Here is a 15,686-nt window from a genome sequence, read left to right as displayed (position 1 = left end):
GCAGCGCTATGTGGGGCGATATTTTGGGAATGGCACTTCTGGTGTCACTCAATCCGGTGCTACTCGGCTTCATCCTGCTGGTGATTTCCCGGCCGCGGCCGGTGCAGAACCTCATCGCGTTCTGGGTCGGAAGTTTGATCGTGAACATTCCGGCCTTCGTGATCTCGACATTGGTAATGGCCTCGGTTCCGTCGTTCAGCTCGGTTGCACACGATCTGGTGACCCCGGAACCCGGTTCAACGGTCAAGCCGTTCCAGTTCGTTTCGGGGTTGGTCTGTGTGGTGATCGCGGGACTGCTCGCTGTTCGGATGAGGATGCGGAAGCGGGTCGATTCGGCCGCGTCGGTGAACGTCGGTGGTGACTCACCGGTGCTTGTCATGGAACCGGACCAGCCGGTCGCGCCGGTCCCGCCGGCGGGGCGCGTCCGTAAAACGGTGTCAGATCTGGGCGCCGCGGCCCGGAGGCTCGTCGAACGTGCACATGACGCCTGGGAGGGCGGCGCATTGTGGGTCGCGTTGGTGTTCGGCCTCTGCTACATCGCGCCGCCGCCGCTGGTACTGATGGTGGCCACCATGGTCGTCGGCTCGGGTGAGCCGATCGGTGTGCAGATCCTCATCAGCATCGCGTTCGTGTTCGGGATGCTCGCGGTGTTCGAGCTCGCGCTGCTCAGTTACGCCATCGCCCCGGCCAGGACGCAGGCGGTGCTGCATCCCCTGCACGAGTGGACCAAGCACCACCGGCAGTTGGTGCTGCTGGTGCTCTTCGCGGTGGTCGGGCTCTGGCAGGTCGTCACCGGCGCCGGCCTCCTCTGAACGCCGAACCGATCTCGGCGGCGACGCAGTCAGCCGTCGAGCCCGAGCATCCGGCGGGTCATCTGTGTCAGCTGGACGCGGAGGGTCTCGCCGTCGATATCGGCCAGCAGCGGATGCATGACTGCGACACTGATCGCGCTTGAGAGCATCGCGGCGTGGAGCCGGGCCTCCACGCCGGCTTCGGTGCCCAGCAGGGCGGCGTAGAGACGTTCGATGAACCGCTGAAACGGTTCGTACTCGGCCTGTAGGCGAATGATGACCGGGTCGAACATCGGAATGCTGAACGCTCCGCGGCGGTCGATGGCCTGCTCGATCATCCGGTCCAGCAGCGCCTCACGCGCCTGCGGGGGAGACCCCTCGGCCTCGACCTCCCCGAGCGCTTCCTCCAGGCGGCTCATCTCCCGCTCGGTGATCGCGATGACGATCTCTTCCTTGGTCTTGAACTGCCGATACACGGCAGCCTTGGTGACACCCATCTCGTCGGCGATCATCTGCAGCGACGTCCCGCTGACCCCGTGATTGGCAATGAGTTTGAGGGCCGCGTCCATCACGCGTGTTTGAGCGGCGGTGCGCGTGATCGCGCCGAAGGTGCGGGCCTCCTGTGTGGACGTCACAGCGTCAACGGTAACCGACGATTGACCGTCTAGTAGCCGACCGGCTACCGTCCAAGTTGCCGATCGGCAACTAACGTCACGCATGAAGAGAGTCCGACGATGAGACGACCTGATGGTGAGTTGACCCTCTTGGGGACGTTGCCGGTGGTGGCAATCATCTGGATCTCCGCGTTCCTCCTGTTCCCCGGGTTCGTACATCCGATGTCGCCCAACATGTCTGCCGAACAGGTCGCGAGCTTCTATCAGGACGAAACCGCGCGGATCCGGTACAGCATGATCCTGTTCAACTGGTTCGGCGTCGGCCTCATCCCGATCGTCATCTTGTTGGCGATGCAAGTCCGGCGGATGGCCCACCGCACGCCGATCCTGTCTTACAGCTTGATCGCCGCGGCCGGAGGCCCACCGACGCTGTTCCTCATCGCCAACATGTTCTGGCTGCTCGGCTCATTCCGTCCGGACCGTGCCCCCGAGTTGACCCAGGTGCTCAACGACCTCGCGTGGCTGACCTTCACGCTGCTGGTGCCGTATCTGATTGCGCAATGCCTGTTGCTGGCGCTGGCGATCTACTGGGATCAGCAGCAACGGCCGGTGTTCAAACCATGGGTGGCTTACTTCAACCTCGTCGTCGCAGCGGCGCTGGTCCCCGCGACGTTCACCGCTTTGTCGTTCGACGGGCCGTTCGCGTGGGACGGGGCGTTGTCCTTCTGGCTCAAGAACATTGCGATCGCCGTCTGGATCTTGGTGATGGGAGTCGTTCTCGCCCAGTCGATCAAGCGGCAGCGAACGCAGGACAAGGTGCTCGCATGAGCGGCTCACGGCTGAGCAGGTTCATGTGGAACCTGCGTTACCACCCCAAACGCGAACTCTGGTTCGCCTGGTACGTCATGGTGTTCTTCTACCAGCTCTACGGTGTGCTCTTCTTCTTCGTCACTCGCGTGCAGCCTCCGCCAAGCCCGGCGTGGGACACCCCCACTGTCGTGCACTGGGTCACCGACCACAGATTCGGCGTCCTCGCCGGGTTCGGTGTCGTCTTCCTCATCACCGGGTTGTGCGCGCCGATGAACGCCCTTCTCGCGTACTCGATGCGACGAATGTCGGTCAGCCCGGTGTTCGCCTACTCGTATCTGATCATGTACTCGCTGAGCGCAATTCCGGGCATGCTGGTCATGGCCATCGCGATGACCGCGGCCGCGCTGCGGCCCAACCGCGACCCTGAGATCATCCACTGGCTCTACGAATTCGCGTTCCTGTCGTTCAGCGGGACCATGGGTGTGTTCCTGATCGGGTCCCTGGTGTGGATGGCCGCGATCCTGCTCGACAAGAACCGGGTGTTCCCGAAATGGTTCGGCTATCTCAATCTCTGCAACGCCCTGACCGAAGTGGTCGTCGCGCCCGCATGGATCTTCCAGCGCGGCGCGTTCGCCTGGAACGGCGCGATCGCATGGTGGGTCAACATGGTCGTGTTCGTCACGTACACCGGAGTTTTCATCGTTCTGCTGCGCAGGATGATCGAGCGTGAGGACTTCGGCACCGGTCCGCTACCGGAGCTTCCGGACAAGCATGCCGACGAGCAGCGCGCGGATTCGGTGGAGGCGGTGCGATGACCGATCAAGTCGAAGGTGCCCGCGTGAAGTCCGTGCCCGGGCAGCCCGACATGTGGATGTTCGTACTGTTCGAATCGTTGTTGTTCACCGCGTACTTCTCGGTGTACCTGGTGTCGCGAACCCAGAATCCAGAACTCTTCCTGCAGTCGCAGTCCCACCTGGACCTGCGGATCGGGGTGGTCAATACCATTGCCCTGCTGCTGAGTTCGTGGGCCATCGCCCGGTGCGTCCAGGCCTCCCGCGAGGGCAACTATCGGTCCGCGTTGACGAATGTTCTCCTGACCATCTCGTTCGGCGTCATCTTCCTGGTGGGCAAGATCATCGAGTGGGGCACCCAGATTCGCATGGGGAACACGTTCACCAGTGACGAGTTCTTCCAGCACTATTTCTTCCTGACGTCGATACACTGCATCCACGTCCTGATCGGCTTCGTCGTGTTGGGTGTCGTCGTCTACCAGTTGCGGAGTCCGCAGCGGCGATCCCAACAGCTCATCGAAACCGGTGCCACCTACTGGCACACCGTCGATTTCCTATGGGTCCTGATTTTCGCGTTGATCTACGTGGTGAGGTGAGCGGTGCGCACGAAAGGCAATACAAGACTGCTGATCGTCTGGGCGATCCTGACGGCGATGACACTCGTCTACGTGTGGCTCGACGAAGCCGTCGACCAGAACGGGACGCTGAAGGCCAGCACCGTCGTGACCGTCAGCGCGATCACCATCGCACTTGTCAAGGTGCGCATCATCTTCCGGGAATTCATGGAGGTGCGCCACGCGCCGCCCTTGCTCTGCCGCCTCACCGACGGATGGGTCGTCCTCATCGGAATCTGCCTGTTGGGCAGCTACTTCGTCGGCTCGGCGGTGGCCGGCTAGGTCCCGTACAGATGGAGCGCCCGGGCGGTCTCGGTGGCGACCTCGCCGCTCAGCTTCGCGATCGGCGGACCGCCGCGTTGATGGATGACGTTGGCGAGGACGGCGACGTAGGTGTCTGATCCGGGATCCATCCACAGCGTCACGCCCGTGAACCCGGTGTGGCCGAAGCTGCCGACGGGAAAGATCAGCCCGCGCGGTCGAGAATGCGGGGTATCGATATCCCATCCGAAGCCGCGGAGGTCCTGCCCATCGATTGCCGGGTAGTGCGGAGCCAGCAGGGGATCGGTTGTGTTGGAGGTTTTTTCGATGGCGCGCCGGGTTGCATTGTTGGCTGCGTCGAGTTGTTCAGCGGTGTGCCCGGGCTGCTGCGGAGTCGTCATCAATTCAACGGTTGATTGTTTCAGCGGAAACGTGCTCGGGCGGCCGGCGAGACGATCGAGCAGGGCCTGCGCGAAGCGGCCGACATCGTTCACGGTCGAGAACACCCCGGCACTCCCGGCCACACCACCCATCCGGCGTGCCGTCGGGTCGTGCACGGTACCTCGCAACGGGTGGCCGAAGTCCGGGTTGATACCCGGAGTGTCTTCATCAAGCGCTGTCGGTGCGATGCGTGGCAGCAAGTCGGTGCTCCAGGTACCTGCCGGGCAGTCGTTCACTTTGGGTGCGCTCGGGTCGAAGGCGATCGCGGTTCCCCGAACCTGGTGCGGGCCACAGGCTTTGGTAGCTGGAAGATAGTGGGTATCTGACAACCCGAGCGGTGCGAAGACGTTGTCGTGCACGTATCTATCCAGGGCCTGGCCGGTGATCCGTTCGATGATCGTGCCGACGAGAATGAAGTTGATGTCGGAGTAGTGAAAGAGCGCTCCGGGTTCGTACACCACCCACGCGCCCAGCGCGCGGTGGATGCCTTCGGCCTTGTCGGCCTTGTCCAAACCCCACGGACCGTCCAAGCTCAGGTCGCCGGCGATGCCCGACGTATGGGTGAGCAACATGCGAACGGTCACCTGTGCGCGGCGTGGGTCGTTGGTGGGGTTGAAGTCGGGCAGGTAGGTCTGCACCTGGTCGTCGAAGTTGACCTTGCCCTGTTCGTAGAGCTGCATGAAGGCCGTCGTCGTCGCGATGCTCTTCGACAACGAGGCCAGGTCGAAGATCGTGTCCTCGGTCATCGGCTCGGCGGGGGCAGGCACTCCGTCCAGTCCCGGCTCACCGTCGAGCTTGCGCGAACCGTATGCCTGGCGGAAGACGACGTTGCCGTTGTGCCCGACCTGGACCACGGCGCCGGGCAGACGATGGGCCGCGATGTTGTCGTTGACGAGTTTCGAAACCGGGGAGAAGTCACCGGTAGGTACGACGGCGGCGAGAGTGGGAACCGGGACGGTGGATGACGGTGCGGTCGTGGTCGGCGTGCTGGTGGCCGCCGGTGGGAGCGCCGGCTGTCCGCAAGAAGCCGTGGCGGCGACCGTGAGCAGGACCGTTCCCGCGGCGCACAGCCGGGTAAGAGATCGCGACACTGCCACCTGATCGACGGTAGTCGGGCCGGGGATGCGACGGTACGGGACCGACCCGACTTTGGATCAATGTGGTGACGGAGGGTAATACGGCGGCGCGGGCAACAACTTCTTGTTGTGCGTGTCGGCGGCCATGTAGGCCCACGCGATACCACCGATCCAGGTGAACAACCAGAGGAACCAGGTCATGCCGAGGGTGAAGAACCCGATCAAGAACAGCAGCACGTTGATGCCGAACATGATGAAGGCTCCAGGCACGGTCGCGTAGAGCATGCCCAGGCAGCCGAACAGCGCAGCCAGCAAGGCTGCGAGCCCGGGGTTTTTCGCGGCTACGGGCGGGGCGTACATGGTGACGTGGACCGCGGGCACCGGGGACGGGTACGGGTACGGGTAGGGCTGTGTGCCAGCGCTTCCCAGGTAGCCGGGCGGCGGGTTCAGGTTGGGTTGCAGCAGTGGCGGCGGAGTTGTCGGGGCCCCTGGCGGTGGCTCTGTCGGCAGATGGTTCTCGTCGGCCTGGCTCATTGCTGCCCCCTAGCTTTTCCGGTGTGGTGAGGCTACCGCCAGCGCGGACCGGGCGTGAGTTGCTAGCCGGATTTCTGTGCGTCCAGTAGGGCTCTGCTGCCGGGCGTCAACCCCCGCTGCTTGCCCTTTTGCACCGGCGGTCGACGATGGCACAGCGTTTTACTCGACTCGCGTCACAGAGACGTCAAAAAGGTATACCGCGACGTCGCTCGGTTCGACCTGCATCAACTGCGTCCCGCCCGTACAAAGCTTGTGTGCCCGCACTGCCGTACCCCTTTCGTTCGCGTCAATTAACGTGCTGAACGGTATCTCACGAGGCGTGCGGGTGTGTACGGGATCTCCCAAACGCAGGTACACAAGGCGACCCGATGTGGTAGTCCGGCGGATTGGCGCCCAGTCCCAACGCTACGAGCGCGCTCTCCACGGCCTTGTGCGTCCAAGCATCCAGGCACTTGGCCGAGTTTGGTTGAGTGACAGCCGCTCTCACGCAGGTTGCGGGTGAGTCTGCGGCTCCAGATGCTTCGCCCACCCCGACGCACACACCGCCGTGCAGACAATCGCCAACAGCCCCACAGCGCTCAGCATCACCGGATAGCTGAACCAGTGCGCCAACGCGGCCAGTGCCGCGGGCAGCAGGAACCCGAGGTAGGCCAGGGAGTAGTAGACCCCGGAGATACCGGCGAGCTCGTCGGGCGGCGCAATGCGTTGGATCTCAAGGAGACCCGACACGATAGCGATTCCGTACGCGCTGCCGAGCAGCATCGCGACCAGCGGCGCGACGAGCGCCGAACGGGTGACGGCGGTGGCCACCGCGGCGAAGATGCCCAACGCCATCAACGCCATCGACACCACCACGGCACGCGAGCTGGACACGTCGTCGAGGCGCCGCGCGACCGGCTGGATCGCGACACCGCAGCCCAGCGTCAGCACCGTCAACCCGACGGTGTAGAGCAGAGCCCAGGAGCCGAGCTGGTCGGCGACGAGTGCCGGCACCACCGCGTACGCGATGGCTGCCGAACCAAAGATCCACGGCGCCATGGGAACAATGACATGAAGGAACCGGCGGTGTCCGGCCGCGGGCACCTTCAATCCATCCAGGAAGGGCCGCGAGGTCATGCGCTCACGCGTCTCGGCGGTCCGAGTCCACACCGCCCACAGCACCGGCACGCACAGGGCGGCATGGACCAGATATGTCAACACCAGCGGCAGCGGTGCGTACACGGTGAGCAGTCCGGCGCACAGCGGCCCGACCCCGAAGCCCAACGACAGGCAGATGGAGGCGCGGCGCGCCCCGGCACCGGCAGGCGCATTGTCGAAGGGTGGCCGAGAGAGCTCGGCGATCCATGCCGAACCGACGGCCATCGCGATACCGACGGCCACGCCGCTGAACAAGCGGCCGACGAACAGGGCCGGGAAGCCCCAGCCGTCACCGATCGCCAGGACGAGACTGCCCAGGGCGGCACTGATGACGCCGGCGGCCATGACGGTGCGCCGACCGTGGCGGTCCGACAACGTCGAGGCGATCAGCAGGCCCGGGATCAGGCCGAGCACGTAGGCGCCCAACAGGATGTCCACGTCCACTCGTGTGTATCCGGAGTGCTGGGCGTAGGCGATCAGCAGCGGGGTGAATTGGTTTCCGCCCCAACCGATGCAGAAGACCGCGATGGCCACCGCGAGCCAGGGCGGCATGTGGTGCCGAGTCCGTTCCGGCGCCTCTCGGGATTCAATTGCGACGGCGGTCATGCCAGCACCACCCGGTAGGTCGCTTCCAGATGTGCCAGCAGGGCGCCCTCGAAGGCCTGCACATCGCGTCGGCCGATCGCATCGGCCAATTCCGCGTGCTCGCCGATCAACTCGGTCAGCCGGGCAGAGTCCGAGCGGGCGGCGTCGGCCATCATGCGGCGCTGCCGGTCGCTGAGTGAACCGTAGAAGCGGCCGGCGATCGTGTTCCCGGCGACCTCCACAATTCGGCGGTGAAAGGCGTCGTCGGCCGCCGCGAACTGATCGGCGTCGCCGATGGCCGCGCCGTGGCGCTGGCGCTCCACCAACTCGGTGAGCTCGCCGAACAGTGTGTCGATGGATTCCGGTGACCGGCACAACCGGCGCACGGCCGCGGTCTCCAGCGCCAGGCGCATCTCCAGCAGGTCGGTGGCCTCCTGCGGGGAGACCGGGACGACGACGGCACCGCGACGCGGCATCAGATCGAGGAAGTCCTCGGCGGCCAGGCGCAGAAACGCTTCGTGCACGGGTGTGCGGCTGACGCCGAGTTGCGTCGCCACCTCTACCTCACTGAGCAGCTGCCCGCCTCGAAACTCACCGGAGAGGATCTGATCCTTGGTCATCCGGTAGACGCGCTGGCTGTTGCTCGATTTCTCGTCCGTGACCACGAGAGACCACGATACCCCTTGCATGCAAGCTTGCATGCAAGGGGTCTATCCAGGGGGAATGCCTAGAACGGGCTGCTGTTGGCCTGGTACTTGGAGGATTCCGGGCGTGGTCCGAACCGCCGGATGTAGTCCTCGTGCTTCTTCTGGTCTTTCTTGTACTGGATCTCGTCGACCAGGTTGGGGTCGAGGCCGTGCTGCGCCAGCCGGTGCCGGCGCCAGATCTTGTTCAGCGCGAGTGCCATCAAGATGGCCCAGATGTAGATCGGCACGGTCATCTCCATGTGCACGTACAGCGAGGCCGGCAGCAGCCAGAGCGGCGCCAGTACGAACAGCGGCGGGATCGCCATCCGGATCAGGTGCCGGCGCACGGCCCCGTGGTCGGCCAGGTCATGGGCCACCCACTCGCGCATGGAGTCGGGCAACCGCTTGCCGTAGCAGTAAGCGATGTACTGGAAGAAGTTGGGACGGTCCTTGGCCATGAGGGGCTCCTGGTGTCAATCGGTGAGTGAATTGGCCGCCAGTGCAGCCACATTGATACGGGTCAACACCCGATGCAGTTCCTCGAGCTCGGCGATGTCGACGCCCAGGCGTTCCACCACCGCGGGTGGGATGGCCAGTGCCCGTTCACGCAGGGCGACCCCGGCCTGGGTGAGCTCGACATCGGTCGCGCGTTCATCGCCGGCCCGGCGGCTGCGGGTCAGTAGGCCCAGCGCTTCCAGCCGTTTGAGCATCGGCGACAGCGTCGCGGAATCGAGTTGCAGCGCGGAAGCGATCTCCTTGACCGAGAGCGGGGGATTGCCACCCGAGCTGGACCGCTGGTGATCCCACAGTGCCAGCATCACCAGGTACTGCGGATGGGTCAGGCCCAACGGTTCGAGCAGGGGCCGGTAGACGGCGAGCACCGCGCGGTTACTGACGGCCAGTGCGAAACAGACCTGCCGTTCGAGGGCCAATGGATCGGAGCTGAGCTTTGGCGCTTCGGATACTGCGGACACAAAATAAACGTACCCTAATAGTTAGGGTACTAACAATGTCTCGACCGTCACACGGTCACTCGGTCAGTGCGCGCGTTTGGCCAGGCGCTCGGCGTTGTCGATCAGGATGCTTCGTCCCTGCACGCGGATCCAGCCTCGCTGCGCGAAGTCCGACAGCGCTTTGTTGACCGTCTCCCGCGAGGACCCCACGAGCTGGGCGATCTCTTCCTGGGTCAGCTCGTGATCCACGCGCAGCGCGGAGCCGTCACGGCTGCCGAACCGTTGCGCCAGGTAGAGCAGCTGCTTGGCCACCCGGCCCGGCACGTCGGTGAAGATCAGATCCGACAGGTTGTCGTTGGTGCGGCGCAACCGACGCGCCAGCACGCGCAGGAGCTGCTCGGCGATCTCGGGCCGATCGGCGATCCAACTCCGCAGCACGCTGCGGCTCATCACGACCGTTTTCAGCTCGGTCAGCGCTGTCACGGTCGAGGTTCGCGGCCCCGGATCGAAGATGGCGAGCTCACCGAACATGTCCGAGGGGCCCATCAGCGTGATCAGGCTGTCGCGGCCGTCCACCGACTTGCGGCCGATCTTCACCTTGCCCGCGGTGATGATGTACAGCGTGTCGCCGGGCTCGCCCTCGGCGAACACCACCTCTCCGCGACGGAAGGTCACGGGCTCCAACTGTCGGACCAGGGCGGCCACGGCATCTGGCGACACACCTTGGAAGATGCCGGCGCGGGCCAGCACTTCGTTCATGAATCCCCCTCGGTGGATGCGCCAAACGCGGCGATACGGTGTTTTTGTGCAGGTCGCAGCCGGGAACGTGGCTGCCTTTCTACTTTACAAGGGCTGTCGGCCTGCGCTGGCTGCGGGTTTTACACCGCCACCTCATTTCGTAATGGCGGTGACCGCCGGGTTCAGATCGTCGAGCAACAGATCCGTTGAGCTTCGGCGACGGAGTCCGCCAGCGGGCGGCGCGTGTTGATGAGATGGGCGTCAGACCATTCGGCGCCGCCGGCCGCGAAACCCTCGGCGATCTGTGGTGTGGCATCTGACGTGGTGGTCTGTCGCTGCGCTATCCGCTTCTTGGCTTCGTCGATGGGCGCTGTACATGCCAATTCGGTTGTAGGGCAGCCTCTTTCGGAGGCGATGTGACGTGCCCGCCGCCGAAGTTCCGGGTCGCGCCACGTACCGTCGAGGATCACCGAGCGGCCCTCGGCGAGGGCGCTGTCGGCCTTCTGAAGCACCGCGTCGTACACAGCTGCCACGTTGTCGCTGCTGTAGAGGCCCTCGTTCAAGATCCCCACATCGCCCGCTACGAGACCCTGCTCCCGCAACTGGCGGCGCACATCGTCGGTGGAAATGACCTGCGCCGATATCTGTTCTGCCAACGCGTACGCCAGTGTCGTCTTGCCGGTGCCCGGGCCACCGCCGATAAGGATCAGCCGGACTGCGCCCCTGCGGAGGTGATCGAGGGCGACAGCCAGGTGGCGCCGTGCGTCGGCCCCCGCGGTCTCGATGCCCTGCTCGACCCTGATGCAGTCGGTCTTCGCGCGGACCACGGCCCGGTAGGCGATCAGGAAGTCCATCAAGGATGTCGGCGCGACGTCCCCGGAGAGCCGCTGATACTCGGCGATGAAGTAGTCGGCCAAGTCCTTGCGGCCGAGAAACTCCAGGTCCATCGCCAGAAATGCGGCATCGTCGGCGCAGTCGACATGACGCAGGCTGTCATCGAACTCGAGACAGTCGAGGATCACCGGACCGTCCGCCATGCAGAAGATGTCGCCGGTCAGCAGGTCGCCGTGGCCGTCGACGATGCGCCGGTTGGCGATCCGGTCGGCGAACAGCGCGGCGCGACCGTTCATGAACTGGTCGGCCAACCGGCCGACCTCGGCCACCGACTCCGCGGGTACCACGGTTCCCGCCCGCCGGTGGAGTTCAGAGATGTTGTCATGCCAACGGCCTGCAATCGCGGGGACCTCGGCTGCGGCGTCGATATCCGCAGACCTTTCGGCGTCCGCGTGGAACCGCGCCAACGCCTCGGCGACCGCCGACAGATGCTCAACCACCGGCTCACCGTGGAGGACGATCGACGTCAGCCGGCGCGCGTCGGGGTATCTGCGCATCACGATCACGGGCTCGGGCGGACCACCTTGCGGATCCGAGAGGTGGGCGACTCCCAGATAACTGTCGGCCGCGAGTCGCCGGTTCAGCTGAACCTCACGTGCACATACTTGTTCGCGCTGCTCTACCGAGCTGAAGTCGAGGAAATCCGTGACGACGGGTTTCTTGACCTTGTATGCCCGGTCGCCGATCAAGGCGACGATCCCGGTATGCGTCTCATGGATCTCCGGGGCCGGTAAAGCTGAAGCGTCCATACCTCATGATGGCTGCCCGCGGGCGCATGGCGGCAGGGGTCTTTGGTCCCTTTCTGTCCTTCCCGGGCGCCGAGTGCCACTGCTGAACGCACTTATTTACGTCGGTGGTGATTCATGTTGCCGCACAGTCAATCTCGATCGGGCTCCGACAAGCTCACCGGATCCGACATTGAGGACCAAAGACCCTTCTCCTGCCGGCGTGCGCCCGCGAGTCTTCTCTTGGTGATCTTGATTGCAGGTCATTGCTCGGAACGGACATGTTCACAGGGGGATAGAAGAGAGGTTCTGTTTTGACTGCCGAAGCCCCTCCAATCGGAGAACTCGAGGCAGGCCGTCCTTTTCCGGAACGGATGGGCCCCAAGGGCAACCTGATCTACAAGCTCATCACCACGACCGATCACAAGCTGATCGGCATCATGTACTGCGTCACGTGTTTCACGTTCTTCGCCATCGGCGGGCTGATGGCGTTGTTCATGCGTACCGAACTGGCCGAACCCGGGCTGCAGTTCCTCTCCAACGAACAGTTCAACCAGCTGTTCACCATGCACGGCACGGTGATGCTGCTGTTCTACGCCACCCCGATCGTGTTCGGCTTCGCCAACCTGGTGCTGCCGTTGCAGATCGGCGCGCCCGACGTGGCGTTCCCGCGCCTCAATGCGCTCTCCTACTGGCTGTTCCTGTTCGGCGCGCTCATCGCGCTCGGCGGGTTCATCACCCCCGGCGGCGCCGCCGACTTCGGCTGGACCGCCTATACCCCGCTGACCGATGCCATCCATTCGCCGGGAGCGGGCGCGGATCTGTGGATCCTGGGCCTGGCCGTCGGTGGTCTTGGCACGATTCTCGGCGCGGTCAACATGATCACGACCGTGGTGTGCATGCGTGCGCCCGGCATGACGATGTTCCGGATGCCGATCTTCACCTGGAACATCCTGGTGACCTCGATGTTGGTGGTGATCGTGTTTCCGCTGCTGACCGCGGCGCTGTTCGGGTTGGCCGCCGACCGGCGACTCGGCGCGCACATCTACGACCCGGCCAACGGTGGCGTGTTGCTCTTCCAGCACCTGTTCTGGTTTTTCGGCCATCCCGAGGTGTACGTGCTCGCGCTGCCGTTCTTCGGCGTCGTATCCGAGATCATTCCGGTGTTCAGCCGCAAGCCGATCTTCGGTTACACCACGCTGGTCTACGCCACCATCAGCATCGCGGCCCTGTCGGTCGCGGTGTGGGCGCACCACATGTACGCCACCGGTGCGGTCCTGCTGCCGTTCTTCTCCTTCATGACGTTCCTGATCGCGGTCCCGACCGGCATCAAGTTCTTCAACTGGATCGGCACGATGTGGAAGGGCCAGCTGACATTCGAGACACCGATGCTGTTCTCGGTCGGCTTCCTGATCACCTTCCTGCTGGGTGGCCTGTCCGGCGTGCTGCTGGCCAGCCCGCCGATCGACTTCCAGGTCACCGAGAGTTATTTCGTCGTCGCGCATTTCCACTACACGCTGTTCGGAACGATCGTGTTCGCCACCTACGCCGGTGTGTACTTCTGGTTCCCGAAGATGACCGGACGTCTGCTCGATGAACGGCTGGGCAAGGTGCACTTCTGGCTGACCTTCATCGGCTTCCACCTCACGTTCCTGGTGCAGCACTGGGTCGGTGACGAGGGCATGCCGCGCCGCTACGCGGACTATCTGCCCACCGACGGGTTCACCACGCTCAACGTGATCTCCACGATCGGTTCGTTCATCCTGGGGATCTCGATCCTGCCGTTCGTGTGGAACGTGTTCCGAAGCTGGCGCTACGGCGAGCCCGTGACCGTCGATGATCCGTGGGGCCACGGGAACTCGCTGGAGTGGGCGACCTCGTGCCCGCCGCCGCGGCACAACTTCACCGAGCTGCCCCGGATCCGTTCGGAGCGCCCGGCGTTCGAGCTGCACTACCCGCACATGGTCGAGCGGATGCGTGCCGAGGCCCACGTCGGCCGCAACCACCATCCGGAACTTGAGAGTGGTGCCCTGAGCAAAGTCCCGTGATCTGCTCGCCGAGAGCCGCGTACCCCGCCTCCTCCCATCCCCCTGAGGCGGGGTACGCCCGGATCGGGTCACTGGGGACTGACGAGCCCGGTGTCGTACGCGTGGATGATCGCGGCAGCGCGGTCACGCAGGTCGAGCTTGATGAAGATGTGGCCGATGTGGCTCTTGACGGTGAGTCCGGAGATGCTGAGTTCATCGGCGATCTCGGCGTTGGAGTGCCCCTTGGCGATCAGTGTCAGCACATCGAGTTCGCGGGCCGTGAGCTCGCCGACGGCGGCGCGACGTGGCTCTGCCGACTTGCGGTAGGTGGTGAGCACCCGTGACGTCACCGCCGGGTCGAGGTAGCTGTCGCCCTGTGCCACCGCGCGGACCGCCCGGATCAGTTCCTCGGCCGAGGAGTCCTTCAGCACGAATCCACTGGCGCCGGCGCGCAGCGCCCCGGAGAGCAACTCGTCGTCGTTGAACGTGGTCAGCGCCAGCACCGGGGGTCCACCGGCCGCGGTCACCTGCCGGGTGGCTTCGATCCCGTCGACGCGCTTCATCCGCAGATCCATCACCACCACGTCGGGGCGGTATCGGGTGACGGCATCGGGCACCTCATCGCCGTCGGCGCATTCGGCGACGATCACGAACCCGTCTTTGCGCCGCAGAATGCGTCGCAGTCCGGAGCGCACCAGATCCTGATCGTCGACCAGGAGGACCGAGACCTCGGACACGGGGTCCGTCATGACACCACGGGGCACCGGCGGGGCGCCCGGTCAGTGTCGTCCAACGGAATGTTCGTGCGCACCGACCACGCGTCATCGGCCGGGCCGACGCTGATGATCCCGCCGAGCAACTCGACGCGTTGGCGCATGCCGCTCACACCGCGGCCCTCCACATCGCGGCCGTTCCTGACGGCCAACGCGGGGACCGGGAGCCGGTTGGCGACGGTCAGCGTCGCCGAGGTCCGTGAAATTCGCAGTAACACGGTCGCTTCCGCGTCAGGTGCGTGTTTGGCGATGTTGGCCAGAGACTCCTGGGCGATGCGATACAACGCCAAGCCCACCGCGGCGGAGACCACCTCGGTGTGGCCGGTGGCGTCGAATCGTACATTGAGCCCGGCCCGCACGAAATCGTCGACCAGGCAGCTGATGTCGTCGACTCCGGGCTCGGGAGCCATGCTCATCGGGGCGCCGTCGAGTAATCCGACCGTGCGGCGAATATCTGCCATGGCCTGACGGCCCAGGCGTTCAGCCTGCTCCAGTGCCTCGACGGCGTCGTCCACATCACGGTCCTGCTGCAACCCGCGCCGCGCCCCCGTCACATGCAGCAGGGTCACGCTCAGCGAATGCGCGATCACGTCATGGACCTCGCGGGCGATGCGGCGCCGTTCATCGGCCGCGGCGTGCCGGGACTGCGCGGCCTGGGACTCCTGTTGCTGTCGCATGAGTTGCTGCTGGGTGAATACGAGATAACCCACCAGCCAACCCATTCCGAGGATCCCCAGGTAGAGCGGCAGGGCGTCGAGGCGGTGTTGCGAGGCGGCGGTCAGCAGCAGGGTGGCCGCGGTCAGCGAGGCCAGAAATCCACCCCAGACCCCGGTAAGGGAGGCGACCTCGCCGACCATCAGTACCGCGATCAGCGGAGCGAAATCATTGGATACAGGTGTGGCCGTCGCGAACAGCAACACGGCGGTCGAGGTGGTCCATGTCGCCCAGACGATCGGTGCCTTGAAGTCGACGCCGGACAGGTAGAACAGCGCGAACGGGGCTGTGCAGACGACGAGCGCGAGGAGGCTCGCCGGGAGGTCGGCTGTCGGGCGCTGCAACACGGCCACCACACCGGCGCCGATCACCGTGGTGTCGAACGCCAACACGATGGCCCAGTTGTAGCCCACCGGGAGGGCGTACCCCCGCCGGCGCACGTGCGCACGGAAGCCGCGCGCGATGCTACCGAGCATGTTGTGATCGTAGAAGGTCAGAGCGCTGTCGCGCCTCCTACTACGG

The 15,686-nt window shown here is 64.8% G+C and carries 17 protein-coding genes; 6 read left to right on the top strand and 11 right to left on the bottom strand.

Translation table 11 applies throughout. The features are described from left to right. Window positions 1-8 precede the first annotated feature (8 nt). Window positions 9-812 (top strand): GAP family protein, encoded by an 804-nt coding sequence (locus EH231_RS28660; RefSeq protein ID WP_124713804.1) that lies wholly within the window; start codon window positions 9-11, stop codon window positions 810-812. Between the two features lie 29 nt (window positions 813-841). Here the strand turns inward: EH231_RS28660 and EH231_RS28655 are convergent, their stop codons facing one another. Continuing rightward, entirely contained in the window at window positions 842-1,360 is a 519-nt protein-coding gene (locus tag EH231_RS28655) for a TetR/AcrR family transcriptional regulator (RefSeq protein ID WP_234941025.1), read from the bottom strand. 165 nt (window positions 1,361-1,525) lie between these two features. Here EH231_RS28655 and EH231_RS28650 point away from each other — a divergent pair, with 165 nt between their 5' ends. From EH231_RS28650 to EH231_RS28635, 4 genes are read left to right on the top strand one after another with little or no spacing between them, the layout of a single operon-like run. Further along, window positions 1,526-2,233, top strand: coding sequence for a hypothetical protein (locus tag EH231_RS28650; protein ID WP_124713802.1), 708 nt, complete (start codon window positions 1,526-1,528; stop codon window positions 2,231-2,233). Then, window positions 2,230-3,030, top strand: a complete 801-nt coding sequence (locus tag EH231_RS28645) for a hypothetical protein (RefSeq protein ID WP_090423955.1) — start codon at window positions 2,230-2,232, stop codon at window positions 3,028-3,030. The genes EH231_RS28650 and EH231_RS28645 overlap by 4 nt, the downstream gene beginning before the upstream one ends. Continuing rightward, window positions 3,027-3,602, top strand: coding sequence for a cytochrome c oxidase subunit 3 (locus EH231_RS28640; RefSeq protein ID WP_090423956.1), 576 nt, complete (start codon window positions 3,027-3,029; stop codon window positions 3,600-3,602). Before EH231_RS28645 ends, EH231_RS28640 begins: the two co-directional genes overlap by 4 nt. A gap of 3 nt (window positions 3,603-3,605) precedes the next feature. Continuing rightward, window positions 3,606-3,902, top strand: a complete 297-nt coding sequence (locus EH231_RS28635) for a cytochrome C oxidase subunit IV family protein (protein ID WP_124713801.1) — start codon at window positions 3,606-3,608, stop codon at window positions 3,900-3,902. Here the strand turns inward: EH231_RS28635 and EH231_RS28630 are convergent. The 8 genes from EH231_RS28630 to EH231_RS28595 form a co-directional block, all read right to left on the bottom strand. Next, entirely contained in the window at window positions 3,899-5,419 is a 1,521-nt protein-coding gene (locus EH231_RS28630; RefSeq protein ID WP_164481053.1) for a serine hydrolase domain-containing protein, read from the bottom strand. The two genes, EH231_RS28635 and EH231_RS28630, sit on opposite strands and share 4 nt — an antisense overlap. Before the next feature lie 57 nt (window positions 5,420-5,476). Then, on the bottom strand, window positions 5,477-5,932 hold the full coding sequence (locus EH231_RS34135; protein ID WP_206429619.1) for a hypothetical protein: 456 nt from the start codon (window positions 5,930-5,932) through the stop codon (window positions 5,477-5,479). A 483-nt stretch (window positions 5,933-6,415) separates the two neighbouring features. Next, window positions 6,416-7,675 carry an MFS transporter gene (locus tag EH231_RS28620; protein ID WP_124713800.1) on the bottom strand — a complete coding sequence of 420 codons (1,260 nt, stop codon included), beginning with the start codon at window positions 7,673-7,675 and terminating at the stop codon, window positions 6,416-6,418. Beyond that, a complete protein-coding gene (locus EH231_RS28615; protein ID WP_241177820.1) occupies window positions 7,672-8,319 on the bottom strand; it encodes a GntR family transcriptional regulator in 648 nt (215 codons plus the stop codon). The genes EH231_RS28620 and EH231_RS28615 overlap by 4 nt, the downstream gene beginning before the upstream one ends. A gap of 62 nt (window positions 8,320-8,381) precedes the next feature. After that, a complete protein-coding gene (locus tag EH231_RS28610) occupies window positions 8,382-8,798 on the bottom strand; it encodes a DUF5313 domain-containing protein (RefSeq protein ID WP_044515079.1) in 417 nt (138 codons plus the stop codon). Window positions 8,799-8,813: 15 nt separating this feature from the next. Next, on the bottom strand, window positions 8,814-9,314 hold the full coding sequence (locus tag EH231_RS28605) for a MarR family winged helix-turn-helix transcriptional regulator (RefSeq protein ID WP_090423960.1): 501 nt from the start codon (window positions 9,312-9,314) through the stop codon (window positions 8,814-8,816). Window positions 9,315-9,377: 63 nt separating this feature from the next. Further along, window positions 9,378-10,052: a cAMP-activated global transcriptional regulator CRP gene (gene crp, locus EH231_RS28600; protein WP_090423961.1), complete on the bottom strand. Its 675-nt coding sequence runs from the start codon at window positions 10,050-10,052 to the stop codon at window positions 9,378-9,380. 161 nt (window positions 10,053-10,213) lie between these two features. After that, complete coding sequence (locus tag EH231_RS28595) at window positions 10,214-11,674, bottom strand: bifunctional aminoglycoside phosphotransferase/ATP-binding protein (RefSeq protein WP_124713799.1); 1,461 nt, start codon at window positions 11,672-11,674, stop codon at window positions 10,214-10,216. Window positions 11,675-11,964: 290 nt separating this feature from the next. Between EH231_RS28595 and ctaD the strand changes: the two genes are divergently transcribed. After that, entirely contained in the window at window positions 11,965-13,698 is a 1,734-nt protein-coding gene (ctaD, locus tag EH231_RS28590; protein WP_124713798.1) for an aa3-type cytochrome oxidase subunit I, read from the top strand. A gap of 68 nt (window positions 13,699-13,766) precedes the next feature. On the opposite strand, the gene EH231_RS28585 is transcribed toward ctaD, so the two are convergent. Both EH231_RS28585 and EH231_RS28580 read right to left on the bottom strand, forming a co-directional pair. After that, window positions 13,767-14,426, bottom strand: a complete 660-nt coding sequence (locus EH231_RS28585; RefSeq protein WP_090423963.1) for a response regulator transcription factor — start codon at window positions 14,424-14,426, stop codon at window positions 13,767-13,769. Beyond that, window positions 14,423-15,640, bottom strand: a complete 1,218-nt coding sequence (locus EH231_RS28580) for a sensor histidine kinase (RefSeq protein WP_090423964.1) — start codon at window positions 15,638-15,640, stop codon at window positions 14,423-14,425. Before EH231_RS28580 ends, EH231_RS28585 begins: the two co-directional genes overlap by 4 nt. Between the last annotated feature and the right edge of the window lie 46 nt (window positions 15,641-15,686).

Origin of the sequence: Mycolicibacterium nivoides (genome assembly GCF_003855255.1) — a bacterium.
In the GTDB taxonomy this organism is placed as follows: Bacteria; Actinomycetota; Actinomycetes; order Mycobacteriales; family Mycobacteriaceae; genus Mycobacterium; species Mycobacterium nivoides.
The sequence above is the reverse complement of the archived record's forward strand: the minus strand, read 5'-3'. Positions and strand labels throughout refer to the sequence as shown.

Bases quoted from the DNA above. Each gene is read 5' to 3' on its own strand.
- EH231_RS28585 (WP_090423963.1), bottom strand. From the start codon at position 14,426: ATGACGGACCCCGTGTCCGAGGTCTCGGTCCTCCTGGTCGACGATCAG.
- EH231_RS28655 (WP_234941025.1), bottom strand. From the start codon at position 1,360: ATGGACGCGGCCCTCAAACTCATTGCCAATCACGGGGTCAGCGGGACG.
- EH231_RS34135 (WP_206429619.1), bottom strand. From the start codon at position 5,932: ATGAGCCAGGCCGACGAGAACCATCTGCCGACAGAGCCACCGCCAGGG.
- EH231_RS28660 (WP_124713804.1), top strand. From the start codon at position 9: ATGTGGGGCGATATTTTGGGAATGGCACTTCTGGTGTCACTCAATCCG.
- EH231_RS28620 (WP_124713800.1), bottom strand. From the start codon at position 7,675: ATGACCGCCGTCGCAATTGAATCCCGAGAGGCGCCGGAACGGACTCGG.
- EH231_RS28610 (WP_044515079.1), bottom strand. From the start codon at position 8,798: ATGGCCAAGGACCGTCCCAACTTCTTCCAGTACATCGCTTACTGCTAC.
- EH231_RS28640 (WP_090423956.1), top strand. From the start codon at position 3,027: ATGACCGATCAAGTCGAAGGTGCCCGCGTGAAGTCCGTGCCCGGGCAG.
- EH231_RS28645 (WP_090423955.1), top strand. From the start codon at position 2,230: ATGAGCGGCTCACGGCTGAGCAGGTTCATGTGGAACCTGCGTTACCAC.
- EH231_RS28580 (WP_090423964.1), bottom strand. From the start codon at position 15,640: ATGCTCGGTAGCATCGCGCGCGGCTTCCGTGCGCACGTGCGCCGGCGG.
- crp (WP_090423961.1), bottom strand. From the start codon at position 10,052: ATGAACGAAGTGCTGGCCCGCGCCGGCATCTTCCAAGGTGTGTCGCCA.
- EH231_RS28650 (WP_124713802.1), top strand. From the start codon at position 1,526: ATGAGACGACCTGATGGTGAGTTGACCCTCTTGGGGACGTTGCCGGTG.
- EH231_RS28595 (WP_124713799.1), bottom strand. From the start codon at position 11,674: ATGGACGCTTCAGCTTTACCGGCCCCGGAGATCCATGAGACGCATACC.